This window comes from Rhodanobacter sp. FW106-PBR-R2A-2-24, assembly GCF_058789615.1.
In genome coordinates this window covers 3,073,297-3,091,598 of sequence record NZ_JBYTBV010000002.1, presented here as the reverse complement: position 1 = coordinate 3,091,598, position 18,302 = coordinate 3,073,297, and the positions used below count along the sequence as shown (strand labels likewise).

The 18,302-nt window shown below is 67.6% G+C and carries 11 protein-coding genes; 2 read left to right on the top strand and 9 right to left on the bottom strand.

Translation table 11 applies throughout. The annotated features are described in order from the left end of the window. Positions 1-18 precede the first annotated feature (18 nt). The 5 genes from AC3WQA_RS15230 to AC3WQA_RS15210 form a co-directional block, all read right to left on the bottom strand. A complete protein-coding gene (locus tag AC3WQA_RS15230; RefSeq protein WP_492675880.1) occupies positions 19-1,146 on the bottom strand; it encodes a hypothetical protein in 1,128 nt (375 codons plus the stop codon). A 269-nt stretch (positions 1,147-1,415) separates the two neighbouring features. Further along, positions 1,416-3,044 (bottom strand): SpoVR family protein, encoded by a 1,629-nt coding sequence (locus tag AC3WQA_RS15225; protein ID WP_492675879.1) that lies wholly within the window; start codon positions 3,042-3,044, stop codon positions 1,416-1,418. Beyond that, positions 3,041-4,300: a YeaH/YhbH family protein gene (locus tag AC3WQA_RS15220; RefSeq protein ID WP_492675878.1), complete on the bottom strand. Its 1,260-nt coding sequence runs from the start codon at positions 4,298-4,300 to the stop codon at positions 3,041-3,043. Before AC3WQA_RS15220 ends, AC3WQA_RS15225 begins: the two co-directional genes overlap by 4 nt. Positions 4,301-4,342: 42 nt before the next feature. Next, entirely contained in the window at positions 4,343-6,265 is a 1,923-nt protein-coding gene (locus AC3WQA_RS15215; protein WP_492675877.1) for a PrkA family serine protein kinase, read from the bottom strand. A 292-nt stretch (positions 6,266-6,557) separates the two neighbouring features. Beyond that, the gene (locus AC3WQA_RS15210; protein ID WP_492675876.1) at positions 6,558-8,303 is read right to left on the bottom strand and encodes a hypothetical protein; all 1,746 of its coding nucleotides are present in this window, start codon (positions 8,301-8,303) and stop codon (positions 6,558-6,560) included. A 251-nt stretch (positions 8,304-8,554) separates the two neighbouring features. Here AC3WQA_RS15210 and AC3WQA_RS15205 point away from each other — a divergent pair, with 251 nt between their 5' ends. Further along, positions 8,555-10,948 (top strand): putative bifunctional diguanylate cyclase/phosphodiesterase, encoded by a 2,394-nt coding sequence (locus tag AC3WQA_RS15205; RefSeq protein ID WP_492675875.1) that lies wholly within the window; start codon positions 8,555-8,557, stop codon positions 10,946-10,948. A gap of 121 nt (positions 10,949-11,069) precedes the next feature. On the opposite strand, the gene AC3WQA_RS15200 is transcribed toward AC3WQA_RS15205, so the two are convergent. Continuing rightward, positions 11,070-11,954: a hypothetical protein gene (locus AC3WQA_RS15200; protein ID WP_492675874.1), complete on the bottom strand. Its 885-nt coding sequence runs from the start codon at positions 11,952-11,954 to the stop codon at positions 11,070-11,072. A 271-nt stretch (positions 11,955-12,225) separates the two neighbouring features. Between AC3WQA_RS15200 and fusA the strand changes: the two genes are divergently transcribed. Beyond that, positions 12,226-14,265 (top strand): elongation factor G, encoded by a 2,040-nt coding sequence (fusA, locus tag AC3WQA_RS15195; RefSeq protein WP_492675873.1) that lies wholly within the window; start codon positions 12,226-12,228, stop codon positions 14,263-14,265. 177 nt (positions 14,266-14,442) lie between these two features. On the opposite strand, the gene AC3WQA_RS15190 is transcribed toward fusA, so the two are convergent. From AC3WQA_RS15190 to AC3WQA_RS15180, 3 genes are read right to left on the bottom strand one after another with little or no spacing between them, the layout of a single operon-like run. After that, positions 14,443-16,020, bottom strand: a complete 1,578-nt coding sequence (locus AC3WQA_RS15190; protein ID WP_492675872.1) for an ATP-binding response regulator — start codon at positions 16,018-16,020, stop codon at positions 14,443-14,445. After that, positions 16,020-16,466, bottom strand: coding sequence for a response regulator (locus AC3WQA_RS15185; RefSeq protein WP_492675871.1), 447 nt, complete (start codon positions 16,464-16,466; stop codon positions 16,020-16,022). The genes AC3WQA_RS15190 and AC3WQA_RS15185 overlap by 1 nt, the downstream gene beginning before the upstream one ends. Next, on the bottom strand, positions 16,463-18,259 hold the full coding sequence (locus AC3WQA_RS15180) for a sensor histidine kinase (RefSeq protein ID WP_492675870.1): 1,797 nt from the start codon (positions 18,257-18,259) through the stop codon (positions 16,463-16,465). Before AC3WQA_RS15180 ends, AC3WQA_RS15185 begins: the two co-directional genes overlap by 4 nt. Between the last annotated feature and the right edge of the window lie 43 nt (positions 18,260-18,302).

The window sequence follows — 18,302 nt, the reverse complement described above, 5'->3', positions numbered from 1 at the left end:
CGCGCAGCATGGCCGCGTTCAGAACACCGACGTGAACGACACGGTGAAGAGGTTGCCCTTGCCGATGAAATCGAATCCCGAGCGGTCGCGAAAGCTGTCGAACTGGAATTTCAGTGCCATCGACGGACGGAAATCCCAGCGAATGGTCGCCGTGCGGGTATTGTCACGCTGCGGCTGAGTGTAGATGGGCGAGGTCGTCTCGAAATATCTGGAATAGGTCAGCATGCCGGTGACATCGCCAAGGCGATAACCCCCGCCAACGATGTAGGACCTTGCGTCGTATCCGAGCGCGTGCCGCTTGAACATGTTGAATTCGCTGCGCAGTATCCAATTGTTGTAATCGACGTTGAAAGCAGCCCCAATGATCTGCTGCGGCACATTGCTGAATACCACCGTAGGGACACCGCTATCGTCGTAGGTGGTCTCACTGATCCTGTTCCGCTGGTAAATCAACCGAAAACCGAAGATATCGTTGCTGATGTCGAGATAACCGCCAACGATATGGTGCCAGGCAGAATCCGACCGCACTCCCGTATAGAGATATTTATAATAGGCATCGTTGCCATTGAAGCTATTTCCCATCCACACGTTGCCGGTCACACCCCATTGCCCGATGGTGTTTCGATACATCACGTTGGCGCCATCGTAGCTATAGATGTCCCATCCGTAGACATCAACCGGCGGGCGTACCCAAATATATGAGTAACCTATGTAATTCGTGTCGGAGTAATAGTATATCGGCAGACGCTTGCGGCCAGCCTGCACGCTCCAGGACGAGTCGAGGTTGTAGGTAAGGTAGGCCCAATCGATGCTTGCCTGCGTCTTCGGCTCGCCACGCGCCACGACTTGCACCGTCGCCGAAAGCTTGTTGGTGAACTTGGCACTGCCTTGCAGGCCGACCAGCGACTCCTGGCGGGCGCTCCAGCCGCCGCCGTTGTACATGCCGGCATATTCGTAATTCGCGAGGAAACAAGGGCAGTGGTAGCTCAGGTAATCGACATGGGCGCCACTTACCATGGTGCCCGCCGTGATCGACGAGAAACCGCTCAAGGAAAATTCCACGGCATGTGCCGGCTTTGCATACCCAGACAACGACACGACCACGAACAACACCCATATCGCCCGCACCACCGCCCCAATACGCATGACTTTCCCCTTCAGCCATCCCGGATCGAGTGTAGCAAGCCCAACTGTGTAGCCAATGTGGTCGGCGGGCTCGACTCCAGCTGATTAGCGACAACGCCCAACCAGCTCATCCCGTCACCCGCCGGAGAAGAGCACACCTCGCCGGGCGCGCCGGGCGGCACCCTCGCGACGACGTTCGAATTTTCCGCAGACGCCGGGCGGCCGTGCTTTTCCAGCCGTTCAGCCCGGCGATCCGTGGCCAGGTCGAACGTTGAAAACTCCACCTGTTCTCACCCGTGTTCCGGCGCCGCCGCCTCCAGCACCTGCAGGCTGTTGCCGTCGCGGTCGACGCTGTCCAGGCGCACGCCGAAGCCCCACAGGCGGGCGACGTGGCGGAGCACTTCGCTGGCCTCGTCATCCAGCGGACGATCCTGGTAGCGCATGTGGCGCAGGGTGAGGCTGCGGTCGCCGCGCAGATTCACGTTCCATACCTGGATATTGGGCTCGCGCACACCGATGTCGTATTGCCGCGACAACGCCTGCCGCAGCTCGCGGTAGCCATCCTCGTCGTGGATCGCGCTGACCCGCAGCTCTGGCTGGCTGCTGTCATCGTGCACCGCGAACAGGCGCAGGTCGCGGATCAGATGCGGGCTCAGGTACTGGCCAATGAAGCTCTCGTCCTTGAAGTTGCGCATGGCGTGGTCGAGCGTGGGCAGCCACGGCGCACCGGCGATCTCGGGAAACCAGCGCCGATCCTCGGCGGTGGGCGCACGGCAGATGCGCTGGATGTCGCGGTACATCGAGAAGCCCAGCGTGTAGGGGTTGATGCCGCTGTAGGCCGGGTGACCGACCGGCGGCTGGTAGATCACGTTGGTGTGCGAGGAGAGCCACTCCAGCATCACGCCGTCGGTGAGCAGCCCTTCGTCGTAGAGCGTATTCATCAGCGTGTAGTGCCAGAAGGTGGCCCAGCCCTCGTTCATCACCTGGGTCTGCCGCTGCGGGTAGAAATACTGCGCGATCTTGCGCACGATGCGCACCACCTCGCGCTGCCACGGCTCCAGCAGCGGTGCGTTTTTCTCTATGAAATAGAGCAGGTTCTCCTGCGGCTCCTGCGGGAAGCGCTCAGCCTGGCTGGCGGCGTCCGCCTTGCCGGGGTACGTCGGTAAGGTGCGCCACAGCTCGTTGACCTGCTGCTGGGCGTAGCGCTCGCGCTCCTCGCGCTCGGCCAGCTCGCGCGCCAGCGTGCGTTTGGACGGCCGGCGATAGCGATCCACGCCGAGGCTGGAAAGCGCGTGGCAGGAATCGAGCAGTTGCTCCACCGCATCGAAGCCGTGGCGTTCCTCGCACTTGGCGATGTAATCGCGCGCGTAGACCAGGTAGTCGACGATGGAGCCGGCGTCCGTCCACATGCGGAACAGGTAGTTGCCCTTGAAGAAGCTGTTGTGGCCGTAGGCGGCGTGCGCGATCACCAACGCCTGCATGGCGGTGGTGTTCTCCTCCATCAGGTAGGCGATGCAGGGGTTGGAGTTGATGACGATCTCGTAGGCCAGCCCCATGTGGCCGCGCCGGTAGTTGCGTTCGGTGGCGAGGAAGGCCTTGCCGTAGCTCCAGTGGCGATAGTTCACCGGCATGCCCACGCTGGCGTAGGCATCCATCATCTGCTCGGAGCTGATGATCTCCAGCTGGATCGGGTAGGTGTCCAGTCCGTAGCGGGCAGCAGCGGCCTTGATGGCGGTGTGGTAGCGCTCGATCAGCTCGAAGCTCCAGTCGCTGGGGTCGGGCAGCGGGCTGGCGGCGCGCGGGCCGGCCGGCAGCGGCTCGGTGGGCACGTCGCGCTGGCGACGCTCGCCCTGCTCGGCGATGCGCCGTGGATCGTCGTTGTGGCGACGTTCGATGGCCGGATAACGGATGAAGTTCATGCCGCCGCGCCCTCCTTGCGGAACAGCTCACGGAATACCGGATAGATGTCCTCCGGCGTGGCAACCTTGCGCATGGCGAAGTTGCCGAAGTCGCCCTGCAGCTGGCTGTATTCCTCCCACAGGTTCTGTTCGTCCTCCACCACCTGCACGTAGGCGTAGTAGCGCGCCAGCGGCAAGATGCGGGTGGCGAGCAACTCGCGGCAGCGCGGACTGTCGTTGGGAAAGTTGTCGCCGTCGCTGGCCTGCGCCACGTAGACGTTCCAGTCGCCCGAGGCATAGCGCGCGCGAATGGTCTGGTCGAGCAATTCCAGCGCGCTGCTCACCACCGTGCCGCCGCTCTCGGTGGAGTGGAAGAACGCGTCCTCGTCGACCTCGCTGGCCTGGGTATGGTGGCGGATGTAGACGATGTCGATGGTTTCGTAGTGCCGGGTGAGGAACAGGTAGAGCAGGATGAAGAAGCGCTTGGCCAGCTCCTTGCGCGCCTCGTCCATCGAGCCGGAGACGTCCATCACGCAGAACATCACCGCCTGGCACACCGGCACCGGCACCTTGACGTGGGCGCGGAATCGCAGATCGATGGGATCGAGGAACGGCGTGCGGCCGATGCGCTGGCGCAGCGCCTCGATGCGTCCGCGCAGCGCCTCGGCATCGTCGCCGTCGCCCGCGCCGCGCGCCTCCAGCGCCGCCAGTTCCGCCTGCAGCGTCGCCAACTCCACGCCGGGCGAACGGGTCAGCGCGATGCGTCGGCCCAGCGACTGGCGCATGGTGCGCAGCACGGCGAGGTTGTTCGGCGTGCCGTCCTGGCTGTAGCCGGCGCGGCGCGATTTCCACTGCGGATGGTCGCCGATGTGGGTGCGCAACAGGTGCGGCAGGGCGAGATCCTCGAAGAAGAGCTGCATGAACTCTTCCTTGGACAGGGTGAAGGTGAAATCGTCCTCGCCTTCGCCGCTATCGCTGGCCTGCGAGCCGCTACCGGCGCCACCCTGCGGGCGGGCGATGGTGTCGCCGCGCACGTAGTCGGTGTTGCCGGGGTGCACGGTGTCGCGGATGCCGCCGCGGCCGTGGCGGAAGCTGGGCTCGTTGATGTCCTTGCGCGGGATGGTGATGTTCTCGGATCGTTCGATCTCGCGGATGCCGCGCGTGGAGACCGCGCGCCGCGCGGCCTCCGCGATCTGCGCCTTGTAGCGGCGCATGAAACGCTCGCGGTTGCCCACCGACTTGTTCTTGCCCGCCAACCTGCGGTCGATGATCTGCAAAGCCGCCTCCAGGGTAAGCCTGCTGCCGAAACCGCGCCCGCGTCAGCTGCTCTTGCGCACGCGCAGATACCACTCGCACAAGAGGCGCACCTGCTTGGGCGTGTAACCCTTGGCCACCATGCGTGAGACGAAGTCTTCATGCTTGCGCGCGTCCTCCACGCTGGCCTTGGCGTTGAAGCTGATGACCGGCAGCAGCTCCTCGGTGTTGGAGAACATCTTCTTCTCGATCACCACGCGCATCTTTTCGTAGCTGGTCCAACTCGGGTTCTTGCCTTGGTTGTTGGCGCGCGCGCGCAGCACGAAGTTGACGATCTCGTTGCGGAAATCCTTGGGGTTGGCGATGCCGGTGGGTTTCTCGATCTTCTCCAGCTCGGCGTTCAGTGCGCCGCGGTCGAACACCTCGCCGGTATCGGTGTCGCGGTATTCGCTGTCCTGAATCCAGTAGTCGGCGTAGGTGACGTAGCGGTCGAAGATGTTCTGGCCGTACTCGCTGTAGCTCTCCAGGTAGGCGGTCTGGATTTCCTTGCCGATGAACTCGGCGTAGCGCGGCGAGAGGTATTCCTTGATGTAGCCGATGTAGCGGGTCTCCGTGTCCTTGGGAAACTGCTCGCGCTCGATCTGCTGCTCCAGCACGTACATCAGGTGCACCGGATTGGCGGCCACCTCGGTGGAGTCGTAGTTGAAAACCCGCGAGAGGATCTTGAAGGCGAAGCGGGTGGAGACGCCGGTCATGCCCTCGTCCACGCCGGCGTAGTCGCGGTATTCCTGGTAACTCTTCGCGCGCGGGTCGGTGTCCTTCAGGTTCTTGCCGTCGTACACCTCCATCTTGCTGAACAGGCTGGAGTTCTCCGGCTCCTTCAGCCGCGTGAGCACGGCGAAGCGCGCCATCATCTTGAGCGTGCCGGGTGCGCACACCGCACCGCCCAGCGAGGATTCGCGGATCAGCTTCTCGTAGATCTTCACCTCCTCGGAGACGCGCAGGCAGTACGGCACCTTGACGATGTAGATGCGGTCGAGGAAGGCTTCGTTGTTGCGGTTGTTGCGGAACGCCGTCCACTCGCTCTCGTTGGAATGCGCCAGCACGATACCGTCGAAGGGGATCGCGCCGAAGCCCTCGGTGCCCTTGTAGTTGCCCTCCTGGGTGGCGGTGAGCAGCGGATGCAACACCTTGATCGGCGCCTTGAACATCTCCACGAATTCCAGCAGGCCTTGGTTGGCCAGACACAGGCCGCCGGAGTAGCCGTAGGCGTCGGTGTCGTCCTGCGCGTAGTTCTCCAGCTTGCGGATGTCGACCTTGCCGACCAGGCTGGAGATGTCCTGGTTGTTCTCGTCGCCCGGCTCGGTCTTGGCAATGCCGACTTGTTTCAGGATGCTGGGATAGCGCTTCACCACGCGAAACTTGCGGATGTCCCCGCCGAACTCCTCCAGCCGCTTCACCGCCCACGGCGAAAGCACGCGCTGCAAGTGGCGACGCGGGATGCCGAACTGTTCCTCCAGCACGGGGCCGTCCTCCACCGGATCGAACAAGCCCAGCGGCGACTCGTTCACCGGCGAATCCTTCAGCGCGTAGAACGGCACCTTCTGCATCAGGTATTTCAGCCGATCCGCGATCGAGCTCTTGCCGCCGCCGACCGGGCCCAGCAGGTAGAGGATCTGCTTGCGCTCCTCCAGCCCCTGCGCCGCATGGCGGAAGAACGCGACCACCTGCTCGATCGCCTCCTCCATGCCGTAGAACTCGGAAAACGCGGGGTAGCGCCGGATCACCTTGTTGGCGAAGATGCGGCTCATGCGTGGATCGTCGCGCGTATCCACCATCTCCGGCTCGCCGATGGCGCCCAGCATGCGCTGCGCCGCGGTGGCATAAGCCATGGGATCGCGCTTGCACTCGGCGAGGTAGTCGTCGATGGACAACTCCTCCTCACGGCCCCTGGCGTAGCGTGCGGCAAAATGGTCGATGGCATCCATGGAACCTCCCTTGGCAGTGCCTGGGGCGGGCAAGGGGCTCGGACGGCACTGCGTGTTGGCTGGCTGGGATGATCGCCCCCCTTTCGTGGACGATCCGTGAGATGGCATGGCGTCGTGCGTGTCATGCACCATGCAAATCCGTGGACAGCACCAAGCCGCAAGCGTTCCCGTCAGCGCGACGAACCACCGCACCGCACGCGGTGCAAGCCCGGTGGCGGCGAAAGTTCGAACGCCGTCGCGCGGCGCGGCGTCCGGCGGCGGCCGCAGCAGTCGAGCGGTTTTTCACCGGTTCTCAGTGGAACTGGTCGCTGGCCGGCGCCCACGTGCTGGCTGCGGATGCTGGCCGCAGTGAGCTGGCCGGCACCGTGTCGACGGGGCAAGCCGGCGGCAACGGGCCACCCGCCACGCGCGCGGCGGCGCACAGCGCGGCGTTGTCCAGCACCACCGGCGCGGCCCTGGCCACGCTCGCCGTCGTCGCAGGCGACGACGTCACTGCGGGCACGCTGCCGCCGGGTGCGGCGGGCAGGTTCAGCCGGTCGTACACCTGCTGCGCCGCGGGCGCAGGCGGCGGATCGGCATTGGCGCAGCCCAGGAGCGCCACCGGCACCAGCGGCATCGCGCTGCACTTGATGCGGATGCCACGCGGCAGGTGGAAGGTGTGCTGCACCGTGGTCTTTTCCGCCGCGCGACGCAGCGCGGTATCCACCGTGCTCTCGCCCTCGGGTGCCCAATCGGGCTCGAAGCGCGTGGGCTGGTACTTCACGCCGGGCAGCTTGTGGCTCATCACGGTGGTGTTGCCAGTGGGCTTGAGCTGGATGTAGTCGGGCAAGCCGTTGGCGGAATTTGCCGCACCGGGCAAGGCATCGGAAGCCTTGCCCGAGCTGGCCTTGCCCGACGCCGTGAGCGCCGGCGACAAACCGTGCGAGGCCGGCATGCCGTGGCCGTGCACGGTGGCCGTGGCGGCGGCACCGGCCACACCTTGCGGCTGGCCCGGCGGCGCGCTGTCGCTGCCCTGCGGGCTCGCGTCCGGCGCGCTGCTGTGATCGGCGGTGGCCGATGCGGGTGCCGCGCTGGCGGCGGCATCCGCCGCTACCTCCGGTGGCATGGCGACAGGCGCGAGTACGACCGGCGCGGCCAACGCCGCCGCAGGCACCGGCTTCAACGCCGGCGTGGCCACCGGCGCCACCGTGGGCGTCGGTGCTGCCGTCTGCGGGATCGCCGCCAGCGGTGGCTCGGCCACGGGCGCCAGCGCCTGCAACTTTGGCAACGCCGCGGGCGCCGGCGGCACGGGCGCCCGCAGGTGTGTGTCCAGGCTCACCGCCGGCGCCTTGGGCGCGGCCAGCGGCACGGCCTCCAGCGCTGGCGCGGGCGGCGGCGCGGAAAGCTCGGCATGCGTCAGCGGCGCCAGCGCCGCCTCGGTCGCCTTGGGCGCCACGCGATCCAGCGCCACGCTGGGCGCCGCGATGCTGGGCGGTGCCGCTGGCGGCGTGATCGGCTGCGCCAGCGAGGGTGGCGGCGGCATCGCCTGCTTGCCTTCGAGCTGCGGCGCGCGCAGCGGCTGGGGCTGGAACTTCGGCGGCACGGGAGGCTCCAGCGTGGGTTTGGCCAGTTCCACCGGCGGCGGCTGGCTGGCCAGCGGCACCGGCGGCGCGGCTTGGGCGGGCGCAGGCGCCGGCAGGCTGGGCGCGGCGGGCGGCGCGGACGCCGCTTTCGCCCTGGGCGCACGGGCTTGCGCGGGTGACGGCGGCGACACGGCGACAGCCTGCCGCACCGACGCACTCGCCGCGTGGCCGCGATGCACCGGGCCGACCTGTCGCGGCGGCTCGCCTTTGGGCGGTGGCGGCGCGAGATCGGGCAGTTCGATGAAGTGCGCCTTGAGCTGGGGCGACGGCACAGGCCTCGACGGCGGCTCCCACGCCGGCCCGAGGATGAAGGCGAACAGGAACAGCACATGCACGACGAGGCTGCCGGCCAGCGCCAACGTGCGCCGCCACAGCAGGCGCGGCGCCGGCCGCTGGCGCGCACGCTGGTTCAGCATGCGCGCAGAGGCGGCCAGCGGCGAGCGCCGCAAGATTTCAGCGGGACGCAAGGCAGAGCGTACGGGCGGACGCGGAGATGACTCGGGCGGCATCTGCGCAGTGTAGCGACTCAGTGCCGCGAGCCCTGCTGCAAAACCGCCGGGGAACGGCCTGTCGGGCAACCTCGCACAACCCGCTTCCGCGGTCGACACGTGAACAAGGGGCACCATTGGGCGCCGTTCCACCACGCGCGCTGCGTCTCCGCACCGGCATGCCGCTTGCAGCCGCCGTCGCTCTTGCCGTGCCCCACCGTTCCGCACTTCTGGTACGCAGTTACCTGCCGGCGCCTTCCATCTGCGCTATGGTTGTGCTCGTGTTCGGCGGGATGTGGCCGCGGTCGCCGGAGGCGAAGAAAGGCACGACGCAGGTTGCTGGCGGCCGATGGGACACCGGAGGTGTGCTCGTGAAATGCCCATCTGCATTGCCCGGAGAAACCGATCGAGTGAAGGCCCTGTCCGACTACGGGCTCGGCGAGGATCACCCGTTGCCCAGCCTGGAACCCATAGTTCAGCTTGCCGTGCGTTCGCTGGGAATGCCGATGGCGGCGGTCAACATGATCGGCAGCGATCATGTGTTCTTTGCCGCCAGTTCCGGCATCGAGCCTGACGGCGAAGGCGTGGACATGCGGCGTAGCGTGTCGTTCTGCGCCCATACCATCACCCAGGACGGGGTGATGGTGGTACCCGACGCCACGCTCGACGAACGTTTCCACGACAACCCGCTGGTGGCCGGGCCGGCAAAGATACGCTTCTACGCGGGCGTGCCGCTGCTGTCGCCACAGGGATACCCGCTGGGTGCGCTGTGTGTGCTCGACCAGCAGCCACACCATGACTTCTCCGCCACCGACCGCCAGTTCCTGCGCGAGCTGGCGAAGATCGTGGCGGATCGCCTGGAGTTGCGCCGCATCGAATTGTCGGCCAACACGCTGCGGCCGTTCGACTCGTTCGCCCGCAATTCGCCAACCGCGGTGGCGTGGTTCGACGGAAGCGGCGAAATCGTCGCGTGGAACGACTCCGCTGCCGCGCTGTTCGGCTACGGCCCGTCGGAGGGTATCGGGCTCCAGGTCGATACGCTGCTGTCGGAGCCGGACCGGGCGGAGGTCAATGCGCTGATCGCGTGCGCCGCGCGTGCCGGCTCGGTGGACGGCCTGTGGATACCGGAACATATCCGCGGCCTGCGCAAGGACGGCAGCGAATTCCTGCTGGGCATCGCCCTGTTCTGCTGGAACGAAAACGGGCGGATGATGTTCAACGCGCATCTGCAGGACCGCACGGCGCGCCTGCTCAAGCAGGAGGAACTGCACCGTCTGGCCAGCACCGACGTGCTCACCGGCCTGGCCAACCGGGCGGGCCTCTACCGACGCATGGAGTCCGCCTTGCTGGAGTCCCGCGCGCTGGCGGTGGTGATGCTCGACCTGGACGGTTTCAAGGACGTCAACGACACCCTGGGGCACGCCGCCGGCGACAGCCTGCTGTGCGAAGTCGCACGCCGGCTGAAACTGTGCGTGGGGGCGGGAGACCTGGTGGCAAGGATGGGGGGCGACGAATTTGCGATCCTGCTGGCCGACGCCGCCAGCGGGCAACGTGCGGCGGGGCTGGCACAGCGATTCGTGGAAGCAGTCGCCGAGCCTGTCGTCGTGGACGGCAACGAGGTGCGGGTGTCGGCGAGTTGCGGCATCGCGATCACCCAGGAAAGCGGGCTGGAGGCGCTGGAACTGGTGGGCGATGCCGACCTGGCGCTGTTCGAGGCCAAGAAGGAGAGGCGGGGCCAGGCCTGCCTGTTCGTGCCTGCCTTGCGCGAGCAAGCCAACGCGCGGCGCCTGCTGGGCACCGAGCTGCGCCGCGCCGTGGGTGCGGGCGAGTTCGTGTTGTTCTACCAGCCGCAGGTTCGCCTGGGCGATGGCGCGCTGATGGGGGCCGAGGCCCTGATCCGCTGGATCCACCCGCAGCAGGGCCTGCTGTCGCCGGCTGCCTTCCTGCCGGCATTGGAGACCGGGTCGCTGGCGATCGCGGTCGGCTCCTGGGTGCTGGACGAAGCCTGCGCGCAGGCGGCTTACTGGCGCTCGCACGGCGCCCCGGACTTCCGCATGGGGGTGAACCTGTTCGCCGCGCAACTGCGCCTCAACGACCTGATCGCCGACGTCCGGTTCGCACTGCAACGCCACGGCCTGCCGCCCTCGGCACTCGAACTGGAAGTGACGGAAAACATCGTGCTGGACGATGACGACCTGATCCTCGAGACGCTGAAAGGCTTGCGTGACATCGGCGTCGGCATCGCCTTCGACGATTTCGGCACGGGTTACGCCTCGCTCAGCCTGCTCAGGAAATACCCGTTGACCCGGCTGAAGATCGACCGTTCGTTCGTCATGCACGTGCACGACTCGGATCGCGATGCATCGGTGGTCCGGGCCATCATGGACATGGCGCGCAGCTTCGACCTGGAGATCATCGCCGAGGGGATCGAAAACAACCGGCAGCGCGACCGCCTGTGCAGGATGGGGTGCCAGGAGGGGCAAGGCTACCTGTTCAGCCAGCCGCTGCCGGCGCTGGTATTCGGCAGCACGTTCGGCATCGGCGACACCGGGGCCCTGGCGGCCTGCGCCTAGCCGGCCGTCGAGGGGCCGCCTGCCGGCGCGATCCACCAAGCGATCGCCCGCCGCCAACGCATGCAGGCGCCCGACCGGCGAGCCGGGAAAGTGCGGGAAGGCGCCTTCCCGACAGCCCGCTTCAGCGCCCGCGCAGCTCCGCGTCCACCGCGCGCAGCGGCGTGTCGCTGGGACAGCCATCCGCCAGCGGCTTGCCGGCGCGGTACAGCGCGATGCACTCGGCCAGCGTCGGCGGCGTGGCGGCATGCGGATTCGGCGCCAGCGGTGCAGGCGCCATGTCGAGGCGCACGTCGCCATCCTTGCGCGAGGGCGCTGGCGGCGGATCGCCGCCGCAGCCGCCGGCCAGCATCGCCAGCGATACGCCGCAGTGGATGTGGATACCGCCGGGCAGATGGAAGGTGTGCTTCACCGTGGTCTTGTCCACCGCCTTCTGCAGTACGTCGTCGATGGCGCTGCCGCTGCCCTTGTTCCAATCCCGGTCGAACCGCGTGGCCTGATATTTGATCGGACTGATGTGCCGCATGAGGCGTGGGTCGCCCGGCGGCAGGTGCTGCACGTATTCAGGCAGCGGCGCCATGGCTGCGGCGGCAGGCAGCAACGGCGCCCCGTCGGCGTCGAACAGCCGCGGGCTGGCCACGCTGGCAGCGGGCGCGGGCGCGGCCACCTGCCGCGCGGATACCGCCGTCGGGGCATGACGCTGCGGCAGTGCCACGGGCATCGGTGGCGATGGCGCGGCCACCGGCTTCCTCGTGGCGGGCAGGAAGTGGATTTCCAGGGCCTCGCCACGGGGCGCATGGCGTTCCGCCGGCGGGGTCGGCAGTCGCATGGCCTGCCGCACCAACAGCACGAAACCTGCGTGCAGCAGCACCACCAGCGCCAACACCAGCCACGCCGGTCGCCGGTGGTGCACCATCGGCTCGCGTGGCCGCTGCCGCACCACCCAAGGGGCGGCGGCGGGCGCGCGCATGGCCACGTCGTCGCCGGAGGGCGACGGCGTGTCGAGCATAGCGACCTGGATCAGGGGGACGATGGGAAAGCCTTTGCCACGATGGATACGGCCGAAGCGGCACGTTCACGCAGACCACGCCAAGTGGCCCCGGGTTCCCGTCTTGACGTGACGCTAACCGGAGCGCGCCCACCATCGGCAGCGATTCACCGCCCCGCCATGACTACCCGGCCGCCTCGGCGGCGGTCATGGCGGCCCGCCAATCGTCACGCGCGACTTCCGTGTCGCCCCGGCCACACGCAGCCACGCCCCACCATGGGAGGGTCGCCTCGTGTCCAGCCACACGGAATCCATCCGCAACCTCGCGCTCGTCGGCCACGCCGGCAGCGGCAAGACCACCTTGTTCGAGGCCCTGCTTCACGCCGGCGGCGCCATCCAGGCGCCAGGCACGGTGGAGCGCGGCACCACGCAGTCGGACACCGACGCGCAGGAGAAGGCGCGCGGCCACTCCATCGACAGCTGCATCGCCGGCATCGACCGCGGCGGCTGCCACATCAACCTGATCGACACCGCCGGCTACCACGATTTTCGCGGCGGCACGCTCAGCGCCCTCACCGCGGTGGAAACCGCGCTGATCGTGGTGAACGCCATGAACGGCATCGAGCACGGCACGCGCCGCATGATGGAGCACGCGCGCTCGCGCGGCCTCGCCCGCGTGCTGGTGGTGAACAAGATCGACTTCGAGGGCGCCCGCCTCGGCAGGCTGGTGGATGCGCTGCGCGAGGAATTCGGCGCCGAGTGCCTGCCGGTGAACCTGCCCGCGCAAGGCGGCAAGCAGGTGCTGGACTGCTTCTTCCACACCCAGGGCACCACCGATTTCTCCTCGTTGGCCGAGGCGCACCGGCGCATCGTCGACCAGGTGGTGGAAATCGACGAAGCCGCGATGGGCACCTACCTCGACCGGGGCGAAGCCGCGCTCACGCCGCAGCAGTTGCACGATGCCTTCGAGCAATGCCTGCGCGAAGGGCACCTGGTGCCGATCTGCTTCGTCAGCGCGCGCAACGGCACGGGCGTGGCCGAGCTCATCTCGCTCATCGAACGCCTCCTGCCCGAACCCGCCGAAGGCAATCCGCCGCCCTTCGTCGATGCCGCCGGCAAGGCGGTGGCGGTCAGCGCCGATCCGGCCAAGCACGTGCTGGCCCACGTGTTCAAGATCGTCAACGACCCCTTCGTCGGCAAGCTGGCGATCTTCCGCGTGTGGCAGGGCACGCTGCGCCACGATGCGCAGCTCTACCTCGGCACGGCGCACAAGGCCTTCAAGGTGGGCCACCTGCTGCGCGTCAACGGCAAGCGCCACGAGGAAATCGCCGCCGCCGGCCCGGGCGAGCTGGCCGCCATCGCCAAGGTGGACGACATCCACTACGCCGCCGTGCTGCACGATGCACACGCGGAAGACAGCATCGGGCTCACCCCTCCGCGCTTTCCGCCGGCCATGTTCGGCCTCGCGCTCACGCCCAGGCACAAGGGCCAGGAACAGAAGCTCGCCAACGCGCTGGCTCGGCTGGCCGAGGAAGACCCCTGCCTGCACCTGGAGCACCACAAGGAGCTCAACGAAACCGTGCTTCGCGGCCTCTCCGAGCTGCATCTCGCAGTGACGCTGGAGCGCATGCGCGAGCGCTATGGCGTGGAAGTCGACACCCACCCGCCGCGCATCGCCTACCGCGAAACCATCGCCGCGAGCGCCGAGGGCCACCACCGCCACAAGAAGCAGACCGGCGGCGCCGGCCAGTTCGGCGAGGTATTCCTGCGGGTGGAGCCGCTGCAACGCGGCGCCGGCTTCGAATTCGTCGACGCGCTGAAAGGCGGCGTGATCCCCGGCAGCTACCTGCCGGCCATCGAGAAAGGCGTACACCAGGCGATGGAGCGCGGTGCCGTGGCCGGTTACCCGCTGCAGGATCTGCGCGTCACCGTGTACGACGGCAAATACCATCCGGTCGATTCCAAGGAAGTAGCCTTCGTCAGCGCCGGCAAGAAAGCCTTCCTGGACGCCATGACCCGCGCCAGCCCCATCGTGCTCGAACCCATCGCCAACGTGGAAGTGGCTATCCCCGAAAGCGCCGTGGGCGACGTTACCGGCGCGCTCGCCGGCAAGCGCGCCCGCATCCTCGGCACCGACAGCCAGCGCGGCGGCGAGCTGCTGATCCGCGCCCAGGCGCCGCTGGCCGAGCTCGTCGACTACGCCACCGAACTCAAATCCCTGACCGCCGGCCGTGGCCGCTACAGCCTCGACCTCAGCCACTACGAACCCGTGCCCGCACCAGTGCAGAAGCAGCTCGGCGAGGCCTGGAAACCCAAGGTCGAAGAGGATTAGCAGGCTGTCGAGAAACAGCCCGCTGGCGCAATCCATGAATGGATCGCACGCCGAGCAAGCACGCAAGTGCTTGCTCGGCGGGGCCGCGTCCGGACATGCGCCGGACGCGGCGAGTTGAGAAAGTGCAGGAAAGCACTTTCTCAACACCCTGTTGGCGGCCTTGGTGCTCGGGCGAATTCAGCCCGCGCTGTCCGTCAGCGCCAGCCGCAAGGTGCGCAGCAGCTCACGCGTGGTAACCGGTTTGTCCAGCACGTACAGGCGTGGCAGCGTGGACAAATCGCCCAGTTCGGGCGGCGAGTCGGCCCGGGCCAGCATCACCACCGCACCGGCGTAGCCTTGTTCACGCAGGGCGACCAGCGTGCGGGCGCCACTCAGCAGTTTCATCTCGGCGTCCAGCAACACCAGATCGGGCAGGCCGTACACGGTCGCCCACTGCCATGCCGCAGCGCCGCTCTGGCAGCCCTGCGGCTGATAGCCCCAGGCATCCAGCGTGTCGCAAAGCAGGGTCAGCTGGCTGACACCTTCGGCCACCACCAGCACGCGCTCGCCCGCGCCATCCAGCCGTTCCTCATCGGCATCCGACGCGGGTTCCGCCGACACTTGCTGCAGCGGGAGGTAGAGGTCGAAACGGCTGCCACGGCCGGGGACGCTCTCCACCCGCAACACGCCGCCGTGGCTGGCCACGATGCGCCGGCATGAAATCAGCCCCAGGCCGGTGCCCTGCGCCTTGGTGGTGAAGAACGGCTCGAACAGGCGTGCCATGACCTCGGTACTCATGCCCGCGCCACTGTCGGCCACGGACAATCGCAGGTAACGCCCCGGGCGTGGCGCCTCGGCATGGCGGAAGAACCCGGTATCCAGCTGTTGTTCCATCGCCTCGACGCGCAACGTGCCGCCAGACGGCATCGCCTGGATGGCGTTCAGGCACAGGTTCAGCAGGCATTGCTGCAGCTCGGTGTGGTTGCCGGCGAAGACCAGCTCGGGAACCTCGACCGCGACATCCATGTGCACGTTGCGTGGCACGCTGCCCTGCAGCAGCAGGGCGAGTGCATCCAGCAGCGCGCCCAGCCGCACCTGCTCGGCATGCTGCGCCCCGCGCGCGAACGAGAGCATGGACTGCACCATTTCCAGACCGCGCTTGCCGCAGTCGTGCACCAGCGCGCCCAGTCGCGCCACCTGTGGGTCGTCGGTGTAGCCGCGCAGGCTGTCGCCGGCCAGGAGCAGCGGCTGCAGCAGGTTGCGCAGATCGTGGCTGAGCCCGCCAGCGAGCATCGCCAGGCTCTCGAAGCGCTGGGCGCGGATCAGCCCGGCCTGGGCGCGTTCACTGGCGCGACGCTCGGCCGCCTCGGCCAGCGCGCGGCGCACCGCACTGGCCAAACGCGCGGGGTTCTGCTTCAGGATGTAGTCGGTGGCGCCATCACGCAGCGCGGCGATGGCGGCCTCCTCGCCCAGCGTGGCGGAAACAAAGATGAAGGGCAGGATGGCATCGCGCTCGCGCAGCAGCTGCAGCGCGCGGCGGCCATTGAAGCCCGGCACGCTGAGGTCGGAGAGCACGATGTCCGGCCCGAAGGCCTGCAACGCGGCGAGATAGGCCGCCTCGTCATCCACCACCTGCGCGGTGTAGGCCAGGCCATCGCTTTCCAGCTCGGCCAGCGCCAGCTCGGCATCGTGGGGATCATCCTCGACCACCAGCACCCGCACCGCGCCGGCGTCCGCGGCCCGCGTACCACCCGGCTCCACCGCTTCCGGCGGCATCAGTCCTGCTCCGGCGCCTGGTTGAGGATCGCCCAGAACTGCCCGAGCGTGCGCACCGCGGCGAAAAACTGATCCACGTCCACCGGCTTGATGACGTAGGCGTTGACGCCGAGATCCCAACTGCGCGCCAGGTCGCTTTCCTCGCGCGAGGACGACAGGATCACCACCGGAATGCGGCGCAGCTGTTCGTCGGCGCGCATGCGCTTGAGTACTTCCAGGCCATCCATGCGCGGCATCTTGATGTCCAGCAGCACCACGGCCGGCACGCCGGGTTCGCGCTCGGCCCATTCGCCGCGGTGCTGCAGCCAATCCATGCATTCCACGCCATCTTGCACATGCACGACCGGGTTGGCGAGGTTGGCCTCGCGCAGGGCATCCAGCGCCATTTCGGCGTCGGCAAGGCTGTCTTCGACCAGCAGGATGGTGCGTATCGGAGGGGTAATCATGTGGTTCTCTTGGTGGAGGCGCTGGGCAGGTCCAGCGCCGGCAGGGTGAAATGGAAATGCGCGCCGTGACCGGCCTCGGCCTCGGCCCAGACCCGGCCGCCGTGGCGCGCGATGATGCGCCGCACGTTGGCCAGGCCAATGCCGTTGCCGGGAAAGTCGCTGGCGCGGTGCAGGCGCTGGAACACGCCGAACAGCTTGTCCGCGTACTGCATGTCGAAGCCGGCGCCATTGTCGCTCACGGTGAATTCGTAATCGCCGTCGCGGCCGCGCTGCACGTCCACGACGATGCGCGCCAGCTCGCGTTGGCCGGTGTATTTGACCGCGTTGCCGACCAGGTTCTGCCACACCGTGCGCAACATGTTTTCGTCGCCCACCACGATGGGCAGCGGCGCAATCACCCAATCGATGCGGCGTCCCGGTACATCGACCAGGCTCAGTGCCCGCGCTTCCTCGGCCAGCGACTGCATGTCCACCGGCTGCAGGCGCAGCGCGCCGCGCCCCAGGCGCGAGAACACCAGGAGATCCTCGATCAACTGCGCCATGTGCTGCGCCGAACTGCCGATGACATCCAAGTAATGGTTGCCGGTGGCGTCGATGCCCTCGCCCAGGTGCAGGCGCAGCTTGCGCGCGAAACCAGCGATGTGGCGCAACGGCGCGCGCAGGTCGTGCGAGACGGAATAGCTGAAGGCCTCCAGCTCGCGGTTGACGTCGGAGATCTGCGCCACCTTGCCTTCCAGCTGATGATTCAGCTCGCTGACCCGCTGTTCGGCCAGTGCGCGCGCGGTGACGTCGCTCACCGTGAGCAGCAGGGCCTGCGCGTCGCTGTCCTGCTGCTGGATGCGCCGCGCGTTGACCACCACGTGGCGATCCACACCATCGGGCGTGCGCTGCACCACTTCGTAATCCCACAACTCGCGCCCGCGCAGCAGCACGTCGCTCAGCCGCTGCAGCAGCGCGCCGTCGTTCCACGCGCCTGCGCCGATGCCGGCCAGCGGCAGCGCACGGTGATGCCGGGAGTCCAGCCCGTACATCTCGCTGAAAGCGGTGTTCACCAGCAGGCTGCGCAGCTGGCCATCGAACAGCGCGATCGGCTCGCGCACCGCCTGCACGATCATCTGCGCGCGCAGCACCGCCCGCCCTTCGCGGGTTTCCGCGAGGCGGCGCTTGCCGATCTGCCGCTCCGAGGTCATCACCACCACGATCAGCAACACCAACTGCGCCAGCGCGGTGAGCGTGAGTACGAACTGGCTGCGCTCCACCCGCTTGGCCACCTCGCGGGTGTGCCCGGCCAGCAGGCCATCCTCCACCCGCACGATGCCGCCGACCAGCTCGTGCATGTGGAATAGCTCGCTGGTATCGCGCAGCGACTGCCGCGCGCCGATGGCATCGCCACGATGCAGACGCGCCAGTGCCTGCCCCAGCAAGGTGATGCGTCCGGTGGCGACGCTTTGCAGGGCGCCGATGCGCGCCTGCTGGTCGGCATTGTCGCGGGTCAAGTCGCGCAATTGCGCCAGCAGCGCCGGCACCTGCCGTCCAGCACCTTCGGCACGCTGCAGGGTCGACGCGTCGCCATCGCCGGCAAGCGCGCGGTAACTCGCCGCTTCGCTGTCACGGATCACATAGGCGACGCGATAGACCAGCGCCTTGACCTCGTTGGAACGGTTGAGCCAGGCATTGGCCTGCTGCGTCTCGTCGGCCATCGCCCGCGTGGCCAGGTACGGCAGGGCAACGATGACCACCATCGCAAGCAGGAGCGCGACGACGCGCCAGCGCAACAGCCCCCGGACTTTCATAGGACGGACGACATTGGTGGTACCCCTCCCGCTCCCCGCAGGC